This is a genomic window from Duganella radicis (genome assembly GCF_009720825.1).
Classification (GTDB): Bacteria; Pseudomonadota; Gammaproteobacteria; order Burkholderiales; family Burkholderiaceae_D; genus Rugamonas; species Rugamonas radicis.
In genome coordinates, this window is record NZ_WNKY01000035.1 from 15222 (window position 1) to 36469 (window position 21248).

General features: G+C 61.7%; 20 protein-coding genes. 9 read left to right on the forward strand and 11 right to left on the reverse strand.

The features are described 5' to 3' along the window. Positions 1-6: 6 nt before the first annotated feature. The 5 genes from GM676_RS23315 to GM676_RS23335 form a co-directional block, all read right to left on the reverse strand. Positions 7-207, reverse strand: coding sequence for a DUF1656 domain-containing protein (locus tag GM676_RS23315; protein WP_155466429.1), 201 nt, complete (start codon positions 205-207; stop codon positions 7-9). After that, positions 197-2476: an FUSC family protein gene (locus tag GM676_RS23320; protein ID WP_155466431.1), complete on the reverse strand. Its 2280-nt coding sequence runs from the start codon at positions 2474-2476 to the stop codon at positions 197-199. Before GM676_RS23320 ends, GM676_RS23315 begins: the two co-directional genes overlap by 11 nt. Positions 2477-2486: 10 nt before the next feature. Next, complete coding sequence (locus GM676_RS23325; protein ID WP_308936698.1) at positions 2487-2870, reverse strand: MarR family winged helix-turn-helix transcriptional regulator; 384 nt, start codon at positions 2868-2870, stop codon at positions 2487-2489. A gap of 163 nt (positions 2871-3033) precedes the next feature. Then, the gene (locus tag GM676_RS23330; RefSeq protein WP_371866348.1) at positions 3034-4461 is read right to left on the reverse strand and encodes an efflux transporter outer membrane subunit; all 1428 of its coding nucleotides are present in this window, start codon (positions 4459-4461) and stop codon (positions 3034-3036) included. Between the two features lie 3 nt (positions 4462-4464). Then, positions 4465-4782, reverse strand: coding sequence for a DUF4148 domain-containing protein (locus GM676_RS23335; RefSeq protein WP_155466435.1), 318 nt, complete (start codon positions 4780-4782; stop codon positions 4465-4467). Between the two features lie 152 nt (positions 4783-4934). Here GM676_RS23335 and GM676_RS32375 point away from each other — a divergent pair, with 152 nt between their 5' ends. Further along, the gene (locus GM676_RS32375; protein WP_229262832.1) at positions 4935-5297 is read left to right on the forward strand and encodes a hypothetical protein; all 363 of its coding nucleotides are present in this window, start codon (positions 4935-4937) and stop codon (positions 5295-5297) included. 3 nt (positions 5298-5300) lie between these two features. On the opposite strand, the gene GM676_RS23345 is transcribed toward GM676_RS32375, so the two are convergent. The 5 genes from GM676_RS23345 to GM676_RS23365 all read right to left on the reverse strand — a co-directional run bounded on the left by GM676_RS23345 (position 5301) and on the right by GM676_RS23365 (position 11301). Continuing rightward, on the reverse strand, positions 5301-6203 hold the full coding sequence (locus GM676_RS23345) for a LysR family transcriptional regulator (RefSeq protein ID WP_155466437.1): 903 nt from the start codon (positions 6201-6203) through the stop codon (positions 5301-5303). Beyond that, positions 6203-7243 (reverse strand): L-glyceraldehyde 3-phosphate reductase, encoded by a 1041-nt coding sequence (gene mgrA / locus GM676_RS23350; RefSeq protein WP_155466439.1) that lies wholly within the window; start codon positions 7241-7243, stop codon positions 6203-6205. Before mgrA ends, GM676_RS23345 begins: the two co-directional genes overlap by 1 nt. Before the next feature lie 86 nt (positions 7244-7329). Continuing rightward, on the reverse strand, positions 7330-9474 hold the full coding sequence (locus GM676_RS23355; RefSeq protein WP_155466441.1) for a hypothetical protein: 2145 nt from the start codon (positions 9472-9474) through the stop codon (positions 7330-7332). Positions 9475-9634: 160 nt separating this feature from the next. After that, positions 9635-10213 carry a superoxide dismutase [Fe] gene (sodB, locus tag GM676_RS23360; RefSeq protein WP_155466443.1) on the reverse strand — a complete coding sequence of 193 codons (579 nt, stop codon included), beginning with the start codon at positions 10211-10213 and terminating at the stop codon, positions 9635-9637. Between the two features lie 107 nt (positions 10214-10320). After that, positions 10321-11301 (reverse strand): LacI family DNA-binding transcriptional regulator, encoded by a 981-nt coding sequence (locus tag GM676_RS23365; protein ID WP_155466484.1) that lies wholly within the window; start codon positions 11299-11301, stop codon positions 10321-10323. Positions 11302-11526: 225 nt separating this feature from the next. On the opposite strand from GM676_RS23365, the gene glk reads away from it, so the two are divergent. After that, positions 11527-12519, forward strand: a complete 993-nt coding sequence (gene glk / locus GM676_RS23370) for a glucokinase (protein ID WP_155466445.1) — start codon at positions 11527-11529, stop codon at positions 12517-12519. Here the strand turns inward: glk and xseA are convergent. Beyond that, the gene (gene xseA / locus GM676_RS23375; protein WP_155466447.1) at positions 12516-13853 is read right to left on the reverse strand and encodes an exodeoxyribonuclease VII large subunit; all 1338 of its coding nucleotides are present in this window, start codon (positions 13851-13853) and stop codon (positions 12516-12518) included. The genes glk and xseA overlap by 4 nt on opposite strands. A 1088-nt stretch (positions 13854-14941) precedes the next feature. Here xseA and GM676_RS23380 point away from each other — a divergent pair. The 7 genes from GM676_RS23380 to GM676_RS23410 all read left to right on the forward strand — a co-directional run bounded on the left by GM676_RS23380 (position 14942) and on the right by GM676_RS23410 (position 21177). Next, positions 14942-15547 (forward strand): MotA/TolQ/ExbB proton channel family protein, encoded by a 606-nt coding sequence (locus tag GM676_RS23380; protein ID WP_155466448.1) that lies wholly within the window; start codon positions 14942-14944, stop codon positions 15545-15547. Between the two features lie 9 nt (positions 15548-15556). Then, the gene (locus tag GM676_RS23385; protein WP_155466449.1) at positions 15557-15991 is read left to right on the forward strand and encodes an ExbD/TolR family protein; all 435 of its coding nucleotides are present in this window, start codon (positions 15557-15559) and stop codon (positions 15989-15991) included. Then, a complete protein-coding gene (gene lpxK / locus GM676_RS23390; protein ID WP_371866349.1) occupies positions 15978-17141 on the forward strand; it encodes a tetraacyldisaccharide 4'-kinase in 1164 nt (387 codons plus the stop codon). The genes GM676_RS23385 and lpxK overlap by 14 nt, the downstream gene beginning before the upstream one ends. Beyond that, entirely contained in the window at positions 17122-17298 is a 177-nt protein-coding gene (locus tag GM676_RS23395) for a Trm112 family protein (protein ID WP_008446346.1), read from the forward strand. The genes lpxK and GM676_RS23395 overlap by 20 nt, the downstream gene beginning before the upstream one ends. Positions 17299-17302: 4 nt before the next feature. Continuing rightward, positions 17303-18049, forward strand: coding sequence for a 3-deoxy-manno-octulosonate cytidylyltransferase (gene kdsB, locus GM676_RS23400; RefSeq protein WP_371866350.1), 747 nt, complete (start codon positions 17303-17305; stop codon positions 18047-18049). 176 nt (positions 18050-18225) lie between these two features. Continuing rightward, on the forward strand, positions 18226-18882 hold the full coding sequence (gene adk, locus GM676_RS23405) for an adenylate kinase (RefSeq protein WP_155466450.1): 657 nt from the start codon (positions 18226-18228) through the stop codon (positions 18880-18882). Between the two features lie 156 nt (positions 18883-19038). Beyond that, positions 19039-21177, forward strand: a complete 2139-nt coding sequence (locus GM676_RS23410) for a sodium-translocating pyrophosphatase (protein WP_155466451.1) — start codon at positions 19039-19041, stop codon at positions 21175-21177. Positions 21178-21248 lie beyond the last annotated feature (71 nt).

Sequence of the window (21248 nt, forward strand, 5' to 3'; positions counted from 1 at the left end):
GAAGAATTAGTTGTACAGGGTGACCAGCAGGGCGCTGAAGATGCAGACGAACATGCAAAGCCGCACCAGCGCCGGGTGCCAGCTGCGGCGGTATGCACCGATGTGGCTCAGGCCCGCGTCCAGTACCAGTTGCAGCAGCACGGCGGCGAGGAACACCGGCAGCACGCCGGGTAGCAGCACGCCAAAGAAATCGACTTCACGCGGCATGGGAATCTCCTGAAAGCTGGTCCAGCAAGGACGTGTAGATGGAATGCAGATCGGTCAGCGCGGTATGCAGGCGCGCGCGCCGTTCGGGATGGGCGTCGGGCAGGGCGGCGCGCACCGCGGTGCCGGCATCGAGTACGGCTTGCAGTGCGCGCTCGCCGGCCTGACGCGATGGTGCGCGCACGTAGGCGGCCAGCAGCCTCAGTACCGCTTCGAGGCTGTCGCGCGCTGCGCCGGCGTGCGAGGCGGCGATCAATTGACGCAGTTCGATGATGGCGTGGCCCAGTTCCAGCAAGGTCAGGCCCTGGCGCACCACGGCGCGGGTTTCGGCATTGGGCGCCGGGCCGGCGGCGGCGTTCAGTTGGCTGAGCAGATCGCGCACGCGATTGTCGAAGCGGCGCTTCAGGCGGTGCAGGCGCGCGCCGCATGCGCTCTGCGCTTCGCGCCACAGCGCGGCGGCGACGTGGCCGCGATGGCCCATGGTGTGCTCGGGCAGCACCACCTTGAACATCAGGTAGGCCACCACCACGCCCAGGGTCAGCGAAAGTTCGCTGCTGATGAAGGATTCGACGTCGTAGCGCATCAGGTTGGTTGGCACCACCAGCGTGGCGGAGAACATGCCGAGGCCGACGCCCACGCCGCCCCAGCGCGCGCCGCTGCTCAGGTAAGCGCCGAAGGCAAACAGGGGCAGGGCGGCCAGCAGCAGCGGGTAGAAGTTGTCGGCCTTGGAGACCATCAGGAATTCGGTGATGAAGGCCAACGGCATGGCGATCAGGAAGCCGATCAGCACTTGCTGCACCAGCACTGTGGGACGTGGCGAGGAGGAGGCCAGCGCGCAGAAAATCGTCGCCATCAGGATGGCGTTAATGGTGGCGGGCCAGGCCAGCCAGTACCACATGGCGGCCGTCACCAGCAGCGTGGCACCGGCGCGAAAGCCGCTGGCGACGATGATGGCGGGCGGCGTCTTGGGCGAGTAAGCCCCGGGATCGCTGAGCTGCTGGCGCTTCTGCTGCGTCAGGCCGTGGTACAGCGCGGCGAAGTCGGCGAGGTTGCCGGCGAAGCGCTCCAGCAGCTCGACAGCCGTGTCGAAATCGATCTGTTGCGCGCGCTCCAGCGCCGGGCCGTCCGCCAACTGCGCGCGGGCGGCGGCGATATCGTTGGCCAAGGCATGGCGCATCTGCGCCAGCCGCGCCGAAGTCAGCTCGTCGCGCAGCGCAGCCGCCATATGCGCATACATCGGCTCCACCTGCGACAGCACCCGCCCCGCACCATCCGCATGACCCGCACCGCCCGCGCCCGCACCCGCACCCGCGTTGTCGTGGTCCGCATGCCGCGCATCGGCCTCACTCGCGTGGACGTGGCCTGTGCCCACCGCGTCGGCCACGCCCTCGTCGACGCGGCCCGTGCCGTTCACGCCGCCGGCTGCGCGCAGGCGGTGGGCGAGGCGGTGCAGTGTGTAGAAAGTCGTGAGCGCGGTCATGAATGCCGCATTGAAGGCGTGCAGCTGCCGCGTGTGGCTGCGCGAATGGCCGGCTTCAAAGAACGCGGCGGCGCGGCCCGATTCCAGCGCGGCGATATCTGCCGCAAAGCGCAGGTGATTCAACTCCGCCTGTTCCGGCGTGATGCGATGCTCCAGCACCTGCTGGCAAAAACCAATAAAGCCCGCATAGCGCGCCTGCACCGTGCGCATCACCGCGCGCGAATGACGGCGCGGGAAAATCACATCGTGCACCACCGCCGAACAAATAATCCCCAGCCCAACCTCCGTCACGCGCGTCACCGCCAGCGTGAACACATTGGAAGGCGCATCCACCGCCGGCACCGCGATCATCACCGCCGTATAACCGGCCAGCACAAAACTGTACGACTGCTGATTGCGATGCATGGCCGCGCCGCCGGTGCACAAGGCCACCCACAACGCCAGCCCGATAAACAGCACCGTCGGCATTTGCGGAAACAACGCCACCAGCGCCAGCGCGGCCGAGCAGCCCACCAGCGTGCCAAGAAAACGATAGAACGCCTTTTCCAGCACCATGCCGCTGCTGGGCATCGCCAGAATAATGGTGGTGGCAAGTGCGGTGTAGGGAGCATCGAGGCCCAGCCGGAAGGCCAGCCATAGAGCGGAGAAGGAGGCCAACATGGCCTTGGCGACAAAGATCCAGCGTTCGCCTTCGGTGCGCAGCCAGTCGGCTGTCTGGAACTGAAACCACTTGAAGACTCTCCGCGCCGCGCTGTGTTCCGGGGAGGGCTGGGCGGCGGGAGATGCGTTCATGTGCTGAGGTCTAGCTAAGAGATTCTAAATTATCGAGCTGCCGTTTCAGCAGCGATTCCAGTTGTTTTACTTCGTCCGGGCTAAAGCCATCGTAAGCGCGCGTGGTCTTGTTCCATACCTCCGGCAGCACCTTCTCGGCCAATGCGCGGCCATCGTCGGTCAGCGAGATCATCACGCAACGACGGTCGCCAGGGCGGTTGCCGCGCGTGATCAAACCCTGTGCTTCCAGGTCGTTACACACGCGCGTCAGATTGGCCGGCTTTTCCATGCAGGCTTCGCCCAGCGTGGATGCGGTGGATGTCTCATTGTCCGAACCGTACAGCACTGCCAGCACCATGTAGCTGGCGTCCACCAGCTCGTATTTGCGCAGCGCGGCGTTGCTCAAATCTTTCATCCGTTTCTGGATGTGGTAAGTCATGCGCACCAGGCGCATCAACTCCTCTGGGAACTCCGGTATTCGGCCATGGATGTTTTTTAGGCGTTTTTTAGTCGCTTCAAAACTACTCATTGCCACTCCTCTAATATTTTTGGAAAGGATTGATTGTACTATTGATGTATCAATATGAATCCAGATTTATGCCTCCACCCAGCGCGGACATCAACAATGCGAAGTTATCGAGTTGTTTGCCAGCCACTTGCGCCATTTGCTGCTGTTCGTTCAATAAGGTCAGCTGTGCGTTGATGACATTCAGCGAATCCGTCATGCCGGCGGCGTAAGCCTTTTCCGCCAACTGCTGCTGGCGCCGCGCCGATGCCAGCGCGCGTTGCGCCAGCCGATCCTGCTGCCTCACCGATTCTATCCTCACCACCGCGTTGGCGACGTCCGCCATGGCTTGTATCACTGCGGCGTTGTACTGCTCGACCGCGCCGTCGTAGATCGCGGTCTGGTTGCCCAACTGGCTGCGCAAGCGGCCGCCCTCAAACACCGGCAGGCTGACGGCCGGTGTGATGCCGCGCATATGCGAGCCGGCATCCAGGAAGTGACCGAAGCCCAGCGACTGCATGCCGACAAACGCCGCCAGATTCACGTTTGGGTAGAAGTCCTTCTTCGCGCCTTCGATGCGCGAACTGGCCGCTTCCACGCGCCAGCGCTGCGCCACGATGTCGGGACGGCGGCCGACTAGTTCGGCCGGCAGGTTGGCCGGCACCGCTGCGCCGGCGCCTTCCTGTAAGGCCAGCATCGGCCGGGCGATCGTATCGCCGTCGCCCGGTCCCTTGCCGATCAGTGCCGCCAGCTGGTTGCGCAGCAGGGCAATGGTCTCGCCATATTGCTCATGCTCGCGCCGTCCGGCCGGCAGCGTTGTTTCGATATTCGCCACCTCCAGATCGCTGGCCAGCCCGGCCGCCTTACGGCGGCGCGTGATGTCCAGGATGCGCTGGCGCTGCGCCAGATTCTCCGCCACGCTGTCCTGCAAGGCATAGGCCAGCGACAGCTGGACGTAGCCGCGGACGATGGAGGTCTCCAGCGTCAGGCGCGCCATCTGCGATTCGGCGGCTGCCATGTGCATGTCATCCAGCGCGGCGGCCAGCGCATCGCGATTGCGACCCCACCAATCCAGATCGTAGGAACCGGATAGCGTGGCGGTGTTCTTCCACGCGTAGTTCCCTGCGAGCGGAGCGGGGATCGTGCTGTGCGCCGAGTACAACTCGCGGTCGGCGCTGGCCGAGGCATCCACGCGCGCTTGCGTGGCGGCCTTGGCCACGCCGGCCAGGGCTTCGGCCTGGCGCATGCGGGCCAGCGCCGCGCGCAGCGACGGGTTGTCGCTCAACGCGGTGTTCACCAGCCGGTTCAGCTGCGCGTCATGCAGCGCTTCCCACCAGCGCTCATCCGGCCAGGCGATGTTGGCGCTGGCGGCGCCGAGCGCCTTGCCCGGATTCAGGGCGGCGGCTTGCAGTGGCACGGCTTGTGGCCGGACCTTGCCCATGTCCGCGCAACCGGCCAGCAGGGCAGCAGCAGCGAAGGCGGTGGCGGACGCGCGTTTCACTGCTTACTTGGCGATGACGTGCTTGCGGGTCTGGGCGACGTCGAAGTCGGCTTCGGTTTCCAGCAGGGTGCCGTTTTTACGGGCTTCCAGGAACTCGGCTTGCACTTCGGCGCGGGTCTTGCCGACAGGTTGAACTTTGACCGATGCCAGCGCGCTGTTGGCCACGGTGTTCTGGGCGGCGGTGCTGGTGGCGGCAGCGGTGGTGGCGGCCGGCGTCGCGGTGGTTTGCGCGAAGGCGCTGGTGACGGTGGTAGCGGTGGCGGCGATCGCGAAAGCGACGGTAGCGGCGGCGGTCAGCAGGTGTTTGGTGGTGGTGCTCATGATGTTCTCCTTGGTTGATGGCTTAACTATAGAGATGAATATTACATTTGTAAAGTAAAAAATTCCTATGAGAACGATAGCCTTATGTGCGCTAGCACACCGACGGGGTGTGGCGCATGGTGGTCCAATGGTTTTTTGATAAGGAGACAGTCATGGCTGACAGTACCTTGGACCCGGACAACATCCCGGCAGGCAACGACCGCACACTGGGACGCGGCCACGGCACGCGCGCGCTGGGGCCGAGCGACAACTCCGACAGCGGCAGTGATGTCGTGGGCGAACCGGATACCGAACTGGATAGCGACACCGACGCCGAAGGCACCGGTGAGCGCGCCAGCGTGGACATGTCGGAAGCGGGCAGCGATATCGGCTTCGACCACGTCGAAGCGATTCCTGTGGTGGACGGCGAATTCCGCGAAGCGGTGCCGGAGCCGGATGACGACAATGTCGAGCGTGATGTGCCGCCGCAGCTGGCGCGTGTGGAGCGGCGCGACTGGTCGCGCACCAGCGGCTAGTTTTTAGCTGGCCACGCTCATCACATCCGACAGCCAGTCGACAAACACGCGCACGCGCGGCGACAACTGGCGCTGGTGCGGATATAGCACCGACACCGGCATCGGGCGCGGGCGCCACTCCGCCAGCACCTCGCGGAAAGCGCCGCTGCGCAGTTCCTGTTCCACGTGATAGCGTGGCATCTGTACCAGTCCCAGATCGTTGGCGCAGCAGGCGGCGTAGGCTTCGGCGCTGCCGACCGACACGCTGCCCGGTAGGTGGATGCTGCGCTCCTCGCCATCGACGATAAAATCAAACGGGAACATCTTGCCGGTGGCGGACGAGAAGAAATTCACCGCCCGGTGGCCCTGCGCGTGCAGGTCTTCCAGCGTGAGCGGCACGCCATGCTGCTCGAAATAAGCGGCGCTGGCGCAAGTCACCTGCTGCAAGCTGGCGACGCGGCGGCCCACCATGCTGGAGTCGCGCAACTCGCCCACGCGCAGCACGCAATCGACCCCATCGCGCACCAGATCGACCAGGCGGTCGCCCATGCCGATCTCCAGTTCAATCCGCGGATAGCGGACGAAGAATTCCTTCAGGCGCGGTAGCACATAATGCCGGGCCAGCGTGCCCTGCAAATCCACCCGCAGCTTGCCGCGCGGCGCCACGCCGCTGTTGCCGAAGCCGGCCTCGGTTTCCTCGACGTCGGCCAGAATGCGCACGCAGCGTTCGTAATACGCTTGCCCGTCCAGCGTGGTGCTGACGTGGCGCGTGGTTCGCTGCAACAGGCGCACGCCCAGGCGCGCCTCCAGCTGCTTGATGGTGTAGGTGGCCGTGGCGGCCGGTATCTGCAAATCTTCCGCCGCCTTGCTGAAACTGCCCAGTTCCACAATGCGGGTGAAGATGCGCATGGCATTGAAGCGATCCATTATCGGTGCGACGACGATCCGGCCCAGAGATTGATCGCGCCTTCCTGCGCTTGCGCATCGATCTGCGCCAGCTCTTCCAGCGTGAAGCTCAGGTTCTTCAAGGCGGCCACGTTCTCGCGGATTTGCGCGGCGTTGCTGGCGCCGATCAATGTGGAGGTGACGCGCGGATCGCGCAGCACCCAGGCCAGCGCCATCTGCGCCAGCGTCTGGCCGCGCCGTTTGGCGATTTCATTCAGGCCGCGCACGCGCTCCAGATTGGCCTCGCTCAGGTGCGACGGCAGCAGCGAGCCGCCGCCCGGACGATTGACGCGCGCATCGGCCGGCACGCCGTTCAGATATTTGTCGCTTAGGATGCCCTGCGCCAGCGCGGTGAAGGTGATGCAGCCGATGCCTTCCTTGCCCAGCGTATCGAGCAAACCCTCGGTCTCGATCCAGCGGTTCAGCATATTGTAGGAAGGCTGGTGGATCAGGCACGGCACCTTCCATTCCTTGAGCAGGCGCGCGGCTTCGGCGGTTTTCTCGGCCGAGTAGGACGACACGCCCACGTACAGCGCCTTGCCCTGATGGACCGCGTGCGCCAAGGCGCCCATGGTTTCCTCCAGCGGCGTATCGGGATCGAAGCGGTGGGAATAGAAGATATCGACGTAATCGAGACCCATGCGTTGCAGCGACTGATCGAGGCTGGCCAGCACATACTTGCGCGAACCACCGCCCTGGCCGTAAGGGCCGGGCCACATATCCCAGCCGGCCTTGGTGGAGATGATCAGCTCATCGCGGTACGGCTTGAAATCCTGCTTGAAGTGGTGGCCGAAGTTGGACTCGGCGGAACCGTAGGGCGGGCCGTAGTTATTGGCGAGGTCGAAGTGGGTGATGCCCAGATCGAACGCGGTGCGCAGCATCTCGCGCTGCGAGGCCAGGTTGTTGGTGTCGCCAAAGTTATGCCACAAGCCGAGCGACATGGCCGGCAGCTTCAGGCCACTGCGGCCGCAGGTGCGGTACTGCATCTCATCATAGCGGTGCGGGGACGCGAGGTAGGTCATTAATCAGTCTCCATGTGAGGTTGGGCCCGACGATTATAGCTGCGCTGCCGAAGATTCACAGGAGTGGGCATCTGCCACTTGCGTTGCTATGTGCCGGTCATTTTCTTGGGAATGTCCAGGTTGAGTTTTAGCTTGCTCTGATAAATCCCGATCCGCTTCTTGGCTCGTTCGATTACATCTTTGAAATGTAATATTTCAAAATAGGTTTCACCGAGCGATACGCGGGTATGCGGGTCTGTTAACGGAGTTGAATGGAACCATCCGTCCCCGGTTGGGAACGATGTCCAGCCGCTCAAGCGCAGCGGGTTGACGGTGTCGCCGATGAGATACCCATAGAATTTCTGGATCTTCCCACCAGATTTTGCCGCGAGCAGATGGGCATATTCCGTCAGATCGCCGATGTGCTCATCCATTGATACGCCGGGAGCCTTGAATTCGATAATGATTGCTGATCCTTCTTTGCTGAACAGGGCAATGTCCGGCCGTTTTGCCGCATTATCACCAGCTCGTTTTGCAAGCAGCTTCAGGAAACTGTCATCGATATCGCTGTCGAAAGCCTTCGTTCCATCATCCCACTTAATGCTTGAAAGCGGAATATCAGAGGCGATGTAATCGTAGTAGTGGTACTCTTCGCTCAGGAGCCAGATATCATGGTCCACGCACTCCGTGCTGTCTTTACGCATTGGGAAGAAGATGCTGTGGATGATACGTTCATCTTTGCGGCGCAGAATGTCCGTGGCAGTTTGAGCCGGCAATTGTTTGCTGCATGCTAAATCCAAGACTTGAATGATCGCTGCGCGGCGTACGATCAGTTGCGACAGATTCGCCATGTCAAAATTCTTGAGAGACGCAGTGTATTTCCAGGCCAGTTCGTTGATCTTCTTGCGGAACAGTTCACTGTCGGGCTCCGCCTGCATGATCTCCTGCTTCAGGTTGTAGATCTCCGCTGTTTCGTCCAGCACGCGCTCCTGGTACTTCTTCAGTACGCGTTGAGCGATCGAATACGCCGATTCACCATAGACGATGCGTGTCGACGTATCTTGCAGCATGTCTTCGCTGATACCGAATTGATCGATAACGTCCCTGAGAACTTCTTCCTTGCTCCAGTCGGCGGGCGCGACCATTTCATCAATTGCCTGATCGATAGCGTCATATATCGCGGAATAGGATAGCTTGCCAGACACGTACATATCGTTGGCCGGAATTTCATCAGGGATATTGTCGAAATCGTCGCGCTGCTCATTGACTTGTTGGTCCAGGTAGTCGCTTTCGATGAGCACGATATGGTGGAAGCCGCTGACTGGATTGTTTTGTTCGCTGCGTGTTCGTAAATATCGGGGTGTAATATCCTTGACGGGAGACGATTTTGCGCAGAAAGCGATTGCGTTCTTGGGCAGGCTGTAGCTGCTGGCCTCAAGGCGGTAATGAGAAAGTTTAAAGTCTTGATGTGTGCCGAGATTATTCCCTGTGAGCGGGTCGCGTTCTTCAACTTGGACCATGCGCTCCGCTGTCACCTCCGGCAGGTCGGAATGTTTGAGCGAGGCACGCTGCTCAGGAAATTTCCAATGGCGGCTGATGAAAGTAATCTCGAAGTCACCCAAGCGTTCATCCAGCCCGATCAGTCTTTGAAGGAAAGCGACGAGCATTTGATGCTTGAGATTCGACGCCGAAAAAATGCTGCTTAGCGCTTCATTACGTGCAATCCGGATTCGTACTGAATCCTTGAAGTTTTGAAGTCTGACGGTAGTGCCGATAGCGTCTTCGCTTCCGCTTGCCGTTTTGAAGTCCTCGGCGGTAATTTGCTTTTTCGGTTCAGCATACTGCATCACGCAGCGAACGATGCCGCCGTCTTGACGGTAGGTGCTGTCTATCGCCAGGGATGAGAAGTGGTGGAAGTACTGTATGCGCCCGGCGCCTTTGCATTTCCCGATCCCCGATATGGAAAGATCATCCTTGTAAGAGGTATCTTTTGTCAGGAAGGCCTCCAGCTGTTGCTCGCCAAGGCCGCAACCGTTGTCCAGACAGCGAACAGCGAGATCTTCTTTGTCGTCAAGAATATCGGCCGGAGTGAAGTCGATGTCGATTTGAATCCGCATCGCCGGCGCGGAAGGATCACTGTGTTTTCGAATGAGATAAGAGTCGATGGCGTTGGAGATCAGCTCTTCGAAGACAACATAAGGGTTGTGACTGAGCTTCGTGTTCTTGATACTTCCCCTGATGTCCAGTGTCATTTTCTTCTCATTTTTGCTTTAGCTGCGCTTACACGATAAGTCGGAGATGGCCTTCGCCTTGAAAAGATATGCTAGCACGTTGATACGGCTTTGTCGTACATCAAACGGGCGAAAAAAAGCCCGCCGGAGCGGGCTTTCTGGCTTACGCTGCCGGGATCGCTCAGGCGAAGTTGGCGGCAGCGAAGTCCCAGTTGGCGAGCTTGAAGAAGGTCTCGATGAACTTGGGACGGGCGTTGCGGTAGTCGATGTAGTAAGCGTGTTCCCACAGGTCGATGGTGATCAGCGCTTTGGCATCGGTGGTCAGCGGGGTGGCGGCGTTCGAGGTGTTGACGATGTCCAGCGAACCGTCGGCTTTTTTCACCAGCCAGGTCCAGCTCGAACCGAAGTTGCCGACGGCCGACTTGGTGAACTCTTCCTTGAACTTGTCGAACGAGCCCCACTTGGCGTTGATGGCGTCGGCCAGCGCGCCGCTTGGTGCGCCTTTGCCGTTCGGGGTCAGGCTGTTCCAGAAGAAGGTGTGGTTCCAGATTTGCGCCGAGTTGTTGAAGATGCCGCCCGACGATTTCTTGATGATTTCTTCCAGCGACAGGTTTTCGAACTCGGTACCTTTGATCAGGTTGTTCAGGTTGGTGACATACGTTTGGTGGTGCTTACCGTAGTGGTATTCCAGCGTTTCTTGCGAGATGGCAGGCGCCAGGGCGTCGATGGCATATGGCAGAGGTGGCAGGGTATGTTCCATTGTTCTTCCTTTGTGTAGGTGTTAAAAATGTCGAAACGCCCACCATTGTAAAGCGGATGGGCGGCGACCGCTGAAAAGGCAGGCTTTTTGTGTGGATACTATAGACGTCAACGTACCCGGCGCGTGGTTTCGCGCACGATCAGCTCCAGCGGCGGCACCTCGCCGCGCGCCTCCTCGCCGTTGATGATGCGAAGCAACGCCTGGGTGGCGATGCGGCCGATGTCGTACAGTGGCTGGCGGATGGTGGTCAGCGGCGGCGTGGTGTAGGACGAGCCGGGCAGATCGTCGAAGCCGACCAGCGAAATATCGTCCGGCACCCGGATGCCCTTGCGGTACAAGGCCAGCCGCGCGCCGTAGGCGCTCAGGTCGTTGGCGGCAAACACGGCGGTGAAGTTCTGGTGGGTATCGAACAGGCGGTTCATGGCCAGCATGCCGCTGGCCTCGTGGTAGTTGCCCTCGACGATCAGGTTCTCGTCCAGCGGAATGTTCGCCTCGTGCAGCGCGCGCTTGTAGCCGGCCAGGCGCTCGTCGGCGTCGCTGTTGTTGGACGGGCCGGAAATAAAGGCGATCTGGCGGTGGCCCAGCTCGATCAAATGGTGCACGGCCAGGTAGGCGCCGTATTCATTGTCCATCTTGAAGCCCAGCGCGCTGCGGGTTTGCAGCGCGCGGCCGGTGGAGACGATGGGGCGCTGGGCCGAGAATTTCAGCACCGTGTCGTCCGCCATGCGGCCCGACAGCAGGATGATGCCGTCGACCTTGCGCGCCAGCAGCAGGCGGATGCGGTCGGCTTCCTCTTCGGCGTTCCAGTGGCCGCTGACGATCACCGAGGCGAAGCCGGTGCCCTTGAGGCCGTCGTCCACGCCACGCAGCGTTTCGTCAAAGAACGGGGAGGAGATATCCTGCACCACGATGCCGATGGTCATGGAGCGGCCCTTTTTCAGGCCCTGCGCCATCTGGTTGGGCGCGAAATTCATCTGCTCGATGGCCGCCAGCACGGCCTGGCGCTTGTCGTCCGAGACCTTGGCGGTGCCGTTGAGAATACGTGACACCGTGCTCGGTGACACTCCCGCCTGGCGCGCAACATCCATCAGGGTCGATGGGCCGGAGGAGTGAGGTGTGTCTGCCAAGGTACTTCCTTTATCGATGTAGTTCTGAAAACCTTTTCGCCGAAGGTTACCATAAAACTTAAGGTGCATTGACTTTCCGCTGCCGAGGGTATTTAATGAGTAGCCGCTTGAAAACGTTTTCATGACATGCAATGTCATATAATTCAAGTGCATGCGAGAACTACAAGAGACAGATCGGAAAGAGACATGAAACGCGACGCTTTTTCGCACCTCGCGCACGGCCCGCGCATTCTGGCCGACATTGGCGGCAGCAGCGCCAGCTTCGGGCTGGAAACCGCGCCCAACCGGATCGAGGCGATCTGGGTGACCGAATGCCAGGCCTATCCGACGCTGGGCGCCGCGCTGGTGGCCTATCTGTCGCAGACGGCGACGGTGGCGGCGGGCGGCTACCAGGCGCGTTTCGCCGGCATCGCGATCGCCAATCCGATCGATGGCGATTGGGTGACCATGACCAACCATCACTGGTCGTTCTCGATCGAGGCGGTGTGTTCGCAATTCAGTCTGAAATCGCTGGTGGTGGTGAACGACTTCACCGCGCTGGCCAGCGCCTTGCCGTATCTGGCGCCGGAGCACAAGCACCAAATCGGCGGCGGCATCATCCGCAGCGGCGCCACCATCGGGCTGGTGGGGGCGGATGCGGGCCTGGGCGTATCCGGGCTGGTGCCGGCCGGCGACCGCTGGATCGCCATCGACAGCGAGGGCGGCCATGCCACCTTCGCGCCGATGAACGAGCGCGAGATCGATATTTTGCGTTACGCGCGCCGTTATCACGAGCATGTGTCGAGCGAGCGGCTGGTGTCGGGCATCGGCATCTCGCTGGTGTACCGCGCCCTGTGCGAGCGCGCGCGTGTGGAGCCGCAGAATCTGAGCACCGCCGAAATCATGGACCGCGGCGTGCACCGGCTCGATCCGGTGTGCGAAGAAACCCTGCTGGCCTTCTGCGAAATGCTGGGCACCGTGGCGGGTAACGTCGCGCTGACCCTGGGCGCGAAAGGCGGCATCTACATCGGCGGCCGCATCGTGCTGAAAATGAGCGACTTCTTCGAACGTTCAGGCTTCCGCGCCCGCTTCGAGCAAAAGGGGCGTTTCTCCGACTACCTGGCCCACATTCCCACCTACGTCATCATCGAACAAAACCCCGTGCTGACCGGCATGTCGGCCATGCTGTCGGCCGCTTAGTCGACGCTGTCGATGCCGACCTGCGCGGCGCCTTCGGCGAGGCGGAGGTTGACGGAGGTCTGTGGCTTCAGTTGCGACGGTGCGCGCACGATGGCGCCTTCCTGGTTGGTGACGATGGCGTAGCCGCGCTCCAGCGTGCGCTGGGGATTCAGTAATTCCAGTTGCGAGGACAGCGCGGCCAGGGCATCGCGCTTCTGGTGCAGCTGGCGTGCGATGCCGGTCGCCGCGCGATGCTGCAAGTTGGCCAGCACCGCGCGCGAAGCCGTCACATCCGGCTTGCGCGCGCCCAGCCTGCCGCTCAGCCGATCCAGTTGATGACGTGCTTGCGTCAATGGCGCGCGGTTGGCGTGCGTCATGTTGGTCGCCAGCGCGCGCAGCTTGTGGCGTTGCTGGTCGATCTGCGCGCTCGGGTTCAACAGGCGGCGCGTGTAGCCGTCCAGCGTTTGCTCCGCGTCGTTGAGCGCGCGGCGCATGGCGCGGCGTATGTCGATCACGTCCGCCTTCAGGGAGCCGATCCAGTCGGCGCGCGGCGTGACCGCCAGTTCGGCCGCCGCCGTCGGCGTGGCGGCGCGCAGGTCGGCGGCAAAGTCGCAGATCGTGAAGTCGGTCTCGTGACCCACGCCGGAGATCACCGGCATGCGGCAATTCGCCACCGCATATGCCACTTCCTCGTCATTGAACGACCACAAATCCTCGATGCTGCCGCCGCCCCGGCACACGATCAGCACATCGCACTCGCCGCGCAGCGAGGCGGTATCGATGGCTGCCGCGATCTTTTCCGCCGCCAGCTGGCCCTGCACCGGAGTAGGGTAGAGCACCACTTGCACATGCGGCGCGCGCCGCTGCAAGGCGGTCAGCACGTCGCGCAGCGCCGCCGCCTGCGGACTGGTGACGATGCCGACCGTGCGGGCAAACATCGGCAGCGCGCGCTTGCGGTCCGGATGGAACAGGCCCGCCGCATCGAGCTTTTCCTTCAGGCGCTGGAAGGCTTCAAACAGCGATCCGACGCCGGCGCGGCGGATCGCTTCCACATTGATCTGGTAATCGCCGCGCGGTCCGTACAGCGTGACCAGCGCCCGCACCTCGACCTTGTCGCCCTCGCGGGGCACAAAGTTGGCGTACTGCGCGCGGCCGCGGAACATGACCGCCCGCACTTGAGCGCCATCATCTTTCAGCGTGAAGTACCAGTGGCCCGACGCCGCCCGCGTGAAGTTGGACACTTCGCCGGAAATCCACGTCAGGGGAAAACTGCGTTCCAGCAGGCGCGCGACGGCTTGGTTGAGCGCGCTGACGGTCAGCACCGGGGCGGAATCTTGGCGGTTGTCGAAGGTCATAGAATTTCAAAAAAGGAAACTATCCACACTATGTGCGTTTGGTCACACAGCGGTCACAGAGTAGCAAAAACGCCAGGTATTATAGGTAGGTCCATGATTTTAAAGGGTAAACATTTCTGCCGTATTTGCGTGCAGGGCGGAAAAACCCTTACAGATCAAGCACTTTGCGGTTGGCAACAGCGGTTACGCACAAAGTTATCCACAAAAGATGTGTGGAACTTAGGTGAGCGATAGCCTTTTTCTTGTTGCTGATTTTATCATGCACAAAATTTACGCAAAGAAAGTATATCGTGACAAATCAATGACTTAGGGTTGGGTGTGCACTGTTTCGCACACTTTTATCCACAGAATTTGTGCAAAACTCGGCGCTGGTCATTATGAACCCTGGTCCGGTGAATATCGCCGGACGTGAATTTGCGTGCATCCGAATGCACTGCCTGACCCGCGAAATCGCCTGCTTTATTTTTGCGCACGGCAATAAAACGATGACAAATCAATGACTTGATTTTCTAACTTGCGCCTTGCTAACAATCTTATCCACACAAAATGTGCAGAAGTGCACAGTTGCGCGCGATAGCTGAAAGCGATCAGTAGCGCGTCGCCGCCGGCCGGTGGATAAACCTGTTTTTCTTCTGAAAACCGCCTAAAAACACCCTCGTGCCAAATTTTTACTCAGGGCAAAAAATCCCTTATAAATCAAGGGTGTTTCATGTTGTGAAAGTGCTTGCTAACAATCTTATCCACACGAAGTGTGGGGAAGTGCACAGCGTAGTTTGGCTACGAAAAAGCTGCGCGTTTTTTATGCAAAGAGAAAATATCCTTTTAAATCAATGGCTTGAGATAAGTTCAACTCCTTGCTCACAATCTTGTCCACAGAAAATGGGCATAACTGGGATAAGCTCGACCGCAGCTGCGCGATTTTTAAGCTGGGTGAGTATCTCCTTACAGATCAATGGTTTAGCTATGAAGCTGTTGGCTTGCACACATTATTGTCCACAGAAAATGTTGAGAACTCCACCAGACACTTGCCGACATCGGCCCAACAAGATACATTGCGCCATTCGGTTGTTAATATCTAGGAGTTCGTCTTGCTCGCCATATTCCAAGCTGCTGGTTGGCCCATCTGGCTGTTGTTGATCGCGTCCATCGTCGCAATGGCCCTGATTGTCGAACGCCTGATGTATCTGCGCCGTGGCAAGATCATCCCGCGCAAGCTGCTGGACGAGGTGGTGCAGGTCTACCGTAACAACAACATCACGCCCGATATCATCGACAAGCTGGAAAAAAGCTCGCCGCTGGGCATCGTGCTGTCGGCCGCGCTGCGCAATGTGGACGCGCCGCGCGAAGTAATGAAGGAGTCCATCGAGGAAGCAGGCAGCGGCGTGGCGCACACGCTGGAGCGTTTCCTCACCACGCTGGGCACCATCGCCACCCTGGCGCCGCTGATGGGCTTGTTCGGCACGGTGGTCGGCATGATCGAGATTTTCGGTTCACAGAACGCGGCCGGTTCCAATCCGGCGGCGCTGGCGCACGGTATTTCGGTGGCCTTGTACAACACCGGCTTCGGCCTGGCGATCGCCATGCCGACCCTGGTGTTCTACCGCCATTTCCGCGCGCTGGTGGACAGCTTCATCATCGACATGGAGCAGCAGGCGGTGAAGTTTGTCGACATCGTCCACAGCAAGCGCAAGTAAGGACGCGCCATGAATTTCCGCAAAGGCCAGCGCCGCGAAGATCCGGAGATCAACCTGATCCCGTTCATCGACGTGCTGCTGGTGATCCTGATTTTCCTGATGGTCAGCACGACGTACAGCAAGTTCACCGAGCTGCAAATCACGCTGCCGACCGCCGATGCGCAGAAGGCCACCGAGAAGCCGTTTGAACTCAACGTCACGGTGGACGCCAAGGGCAACTACACCATCAACGGCGAGCCGGTGTCGTTCCGCGATGTGAACGGCTTCGCGCAGGCGCTGCGCGAGGCGGCCGGCAAGGGCGGCCAGGCCGGCAAGTCGCCGGTGGTGATCGTCAATGCCGACCAGTTCGCCATGCACCAGATGGTGATCAATGTGATGGAAGCCGCGCGCATTGCCGGCTACGAGAAACTGACTTTCGCGGCGCAAACCGGTGGCGGCAAATAAATCGTCGGCGCTGGAGTCCACGCTGACGCGTAACTGGCTGCGGCGCGGTCCGCTGGCCTGTGCCTTGTGGCCGGTGTCTCTGCTGTTTCGCCTGCTGAGCGGTCTGCGCGTGGCCTTGTTCCGCGCGGGCGTGCTCAAATCGTCGCGGTTGCCGGTGCCGGTGGTGGTGGTGGGGAATATCTACATCGGCGGCACCGGCAAGACGCCGCTGACCATCTGGCTGGTGCAGGCTTTGCAGGCGGCCGGCTTGCGGCCGGGGGTGATTTCGCGCGGTTTCGGCAGCTCGGAAGTGGGCGCGCGCGAGGTGACGGCGGCGTCGACCGCGGCGCAGGTGGGCGATGAGCCGCTGTTGATCAGGCAGCGCACCGGCGCGCCGGTGATGGTGGGGCGCGACCGCGCCGCCACCGGCCGCGCGCTGCTGGCCGCGCATCCCGAGGTGGACATCCTGCTGACCGACGACGGCTTGCAGCACTATCAGTTGCAGCGTGACGTGGAAATTATTCTGTTCGATGGCCGAGGCGCGGGCAACGGCTGGCTGCTGCCGGCCGGGCCGCTGCGCGAACCGGTCTCGCGCCGGCGCGATTTCACCGTCATCAACGCGCCGCAGTTGACGCCGGCGCTGGCCGCCGCGGTGGGCGCGCCGCTGGGCCGCAACGCTGCGCACGCGGACCCTGGGGCGTCGCTGGCCGCTGAGGCAGGGCATGCCGGAGCGGGTGTGCCGCTGGCCCCGGGCGCGCCGGTGCAGATGATCCTGGCCGGCGACGTCGCCGAACAATTGCGCGACCGCACGCAGCGCCGCACGCTGGCCGAGCTGGCGCGGCAGCAGGCTGCCGGCGCCGGCGCGGGTGGCCTGCGCATCGCCGCCGCCGCCGGCATCGGCAATCCAGCGCGCTTTTTCGGCATGCTGAAAGCTGCCGGCCTGCACATCACCGAGCTGCCTTTGCCCGATCATCACGACTTCCAGGACCGTCCATTTGCCGCCCTCGAGGCCGACCTTATCTTGATGACCGAGAAGGATGCAGTAAAATGTGCGCAAATTGAAGAACTCAGCGACGATCCACGCCTGTGGGTCGTCCCGGTAACAGCGCGCATCGACCGCGCGCTAGCCGACCAAATTGTGGAGAAATGTCGTGGACGCTCGATTGCTTGATATCCTGGTATGCCCGGTCTGCAAAGGCCCGCTGGAGTACGATAAAAAGGCGCAGGAGATGATTTGCAAAGGCGATCGCCTGGCCTATCCTATCCGCGACGGCATCCCCATCATGTGGGCCGACGAGGCGCGCACCCTGCAAGACAAGGCGGAATAAGCCAGTGTCTTTCATCGTCATCATCCCGGCCCGCCTGGCCTCGACCCGCCTGCCGAACAAGCCGCTTGCCGACCTCGGCGGCAAGCCGATGGTGGTGCGCGTGGCCGAACGCGCCCAGCTGTCGGGCGCCTCGCGCATCATCGTCGCCACCGACCACGCGGACATCCAGGCCGCCTGCGAGCAGCATGGCGTGGAGGTGTGCATGACGCGCGCCGACCATCCCTCCGGCACCGACCGCATCGCCGAAGTGGCGCAGCAGCTCAAGTTGCCGCTGGACGCGGTCATCGTCAACCTGCAGGGCGACGAGCCGCTGATCGATCCGGCCCTGCTGCAAGCGGCCGCCGCCCGCATCGGCGCCGACGTGCCGATGTCCACCTGCGCCCACCCGCTGCACGAGGCCGCCGATGCCTTCAATCCCAACGTGGTGAAAGTGGTGCTGGACAAGACCGGCCGCGCCCTGTATTTCTCGCGCGCGACCATACCGTGGAACCGCGACGCCTTCGCGCAGTCCAAAGATCACCTGCCTGCCGGCTACGTACCGCTCCGCCACATCGGACTGTACGCCTACCGCAACGACTTCCTGCAAGCCTATCCGGCGCTGGAAGTGTCGCCGCTGGAAAGCATCGAAGCGCTGGAGCAGCTGCGCGTGCTGTGGCACGGCTATCCGATTGCCGTGCACGTCACGGACTCGGCCCCGGCCGCCGGCGTGGACACGCCGGAAGACCTGGAGCGGGTCCGCCAGCACTATTAATCCGGGTAGAAAAACGTCAGGTACAAGTCAGTAAGTGCTGATATAACGTCTGTAACTGTGCGATATTCACACGGAATATCAAGCAGAAATTGGCGTAAAGACTAAGTTTTGTGGTAAGTTTCGTACGATCTGACACTAACTAACCCCATATCCCAAATCTGTTTTTAGGAAACTTCATGCGTCTCATTCTGTTAGGAGCACCAGGTGCCGGCAAGGGCACTCAGGCTAATTTCATCAAAGAAAAATACAACATCCCGCAAATTTCCACTGGTGATATGCTGCGCGCCGCCATCAAGGCTGGCACGGAGCTGGGTCTGGCTGCCAAAAAAGTGATGGACGCGGGGGGGCTGGTGTCGGATGACATCATCATCGGTCTGGTCAAGGACCGTCTGGCCCAGCCGGACTGCGCCAACGGCTACCTGTTCGACGGCTTCCCGCGCACCATCGCCCAGGCCGACGCCATGAAGGACGGCGGCGTGGCCGTGGACTACGTGCTGGAAATCGCCGTGCCGGACGAGCAGATCATCGAACGCATGGACGGCCGCCGCTGCCACCCGGCCTCGGGCCGCGTCTACCACGTCAAGTTCAACCCGCCGAAAGAAGAAGGCAAGGACGACGTCACCGGCGAACCGCTGGTGCAGCGCGACGACGACAAGGCCGAAGTCGTGAAGAAGCGCCTGGACGTCTACCACAACCAGACCGAGGTGCTGCTGGGCTACTACAACACCTGGGCACAGACCGGTGAACCGGGCGCGCCGAAGTACCGCCGCATCGAGGGCGTCGGCCCCGTTGAACAAATTCGCGACAGCGCGTTTGCCGCGCTATCGAAATAAGGGTTAAAGTAGAGCGGACCGATGGTCCGCTTTTTTTTCGCCGACGCCATCCCAGTTTTTCAGTTTTGCAGTTCGCAGGTTAGCGAGCCGTTGCCACAAGCAGCGGCTGGTTGAAGTGTGGTTTGTGGGATCGATCAACAACAATAAGGGGACACTATGGCAGGCAGCTTATGGTTGGCAGTTGCGTGCGGCATCATTGCCGTGGTTTATGGACTTTGGTCGCGGAGCTGGATTCTGCGACAGGACGCGGGCAATCCGCGCATGCAGGAAATCGCGCTGGCGATACAACAGGGCGCCGCCGCTTATCTGGCGCGCCAATACCGCACCATCGGGATTGTCGGGGTGGTGCTGCTCATCCTCATTGCTGTCCTGCTCGATATGCATACCGCCATCGGCTTCCTGATCGGCGCCGTGCTGTCGGGCGCGTGCGGCTTCATCGGCATGAACGTCTCGGTGCGTGCCAATGTGCGCACGGCGCAAGCGGCGGCCAAGGGCATGAACGAGGCGTTGGATGTGGCGTTCAAGGGCGGCGCCATCACCGGCATGCTGGTGGTCGGCCTGGGCCTGCTGGGCGTGACGCTGTTCTATATGTTCCTGACCGGCCTGGCCTCGTCAGCCTTTCCGAATCCGACGCAGACGCTGCACGACGTCATCAAGCCGATGATCGGCCTGGCCTTTGGCGCCTCGCTGATTTCGATCTTCGCGCGACTGGGCGGCGGCATCTTCACCAAGGGCGCGGACGTCGGCGCCGACCTGGTCGGCAAGGTGGAAGCCGGCATTCCCGAAGACGACCCGCGCAACCCGGCGGTGATTGCCGATAACGTCGGTGACAACGTCGGCGACTGCGCCGGCATGGCGGCCGACCTGTTCGAAACCTATGTGGTGACGCTGATCGCCACCATGCTGCTGGGCGCGCTGCTGATGGGCGCCGCCGGCCCGACCGCCGTGATTTATCCGCTGCTGCTGGGCGCGGTGTCCATCATCGGCTCCATCATCGGCTGCTCCATGGTCAAGGCCAAGCCGGGCAAGAAAATCATGTCGGCGCTGTACACCGGCCTGTGGTGGGCGGCCGGCCTGTCGCTGATCGGCTTCGTGGTGGTGACCTGGCAGCTGTGGCCGGACGACGCCATGCGCTACAAGATGATTGGCTGCACCGTGGTCGGCATCGTGCTGACCGGGCTAATGGTCTACATCACCGAGTACTACACCGGCACCGATTTCCATCCGGTCAAACATATCGCTGAAGCCTCGACCACCGGCCACGGCACCAACATCATTGCCGGCCTGGGCGTATCGATGAAATCCACCGCCTGGCCGGTGCTGGCGGTGTGCGCGGCCATCCTGGTGTCCTACCAGCTGGGCCAGCTGTACGGCGTGGCGATCGCCGCCACCGCCATGCTGTCCATGGCCGGCATCGTGGTGGCGCTGGACGCCTACGGTCCGATCACCGACAACGCCGGCGGCATCGCCGAAATGTCGGGCATGCCGGACTCGGTGCGCGCGATTACCGATCCGCTGGACGCGGTGGGCAACACCACCAAGGCCGTCACCAAGGGCTATGCGATCGGCTCGGCCGGCCTGGCCGCGCTGGTGCTGTTTGCCGATTACACCCACGCGCTGGAATCGGCCGGACGCAGTATTTCCTTCGACCTGTCGAATCCGATGGTGATCGTCGGCCTGATCATCGGCGGCCTGGTGCCGTACCTGTTCGGCGCCATGGCGATGGAAGCGGTGGGGCGCGCGGCCGGCGCGGTGGTGGTGGAAGTGCGCCGCCAGTTCCGCGACATCAAGGGCATCATGGAAGGCACCGGCAAGCCGGAGTACGACAAGGCGGTCGACATGCTGACCGCCTCGGCCATCAAGGAAATGATTGTGCCGTCGCTGCTGCCGGTGGTGGTGCCGATTCTGGTCGGCATGCTGCTGGGTTCGGCCGCGCTGGGCGGCATGTTGATGGGCACCATCATCACCGGCCTGTTCGTGGCGATTTCCATGACCACCGGCGGTGGCGCCTGGGATAACGCCAAAAAGTTCATCGAAGACGGCCACCACGGCGGCAAGGGGTCGGACGCCCACAAGGCGGCCGTGACCGGCGATACCGTGGGCGACCCGTACAAGGATACGGCCGGCCCGGCGGTGAATCCGCTGATCAAGATCATCAACATCGTGGCGCTGCTGCTGGTGCCGCTGCTGCCGGCCGCCGGCTGGCTGGCGGTGTCGTCCTCGGCGCCGCCGCCGCAAGCCAGGGTGGCGCCGGCCGAGGTGCCGCCACCGCCGCCGATGCCGGTTCAGCAGTAAAGGTTACCAATTGTATCCATGGCTTCCCTCCCGCGATTGTGCGGCTAATAATGGAAAGAGGGAGGGAAGGC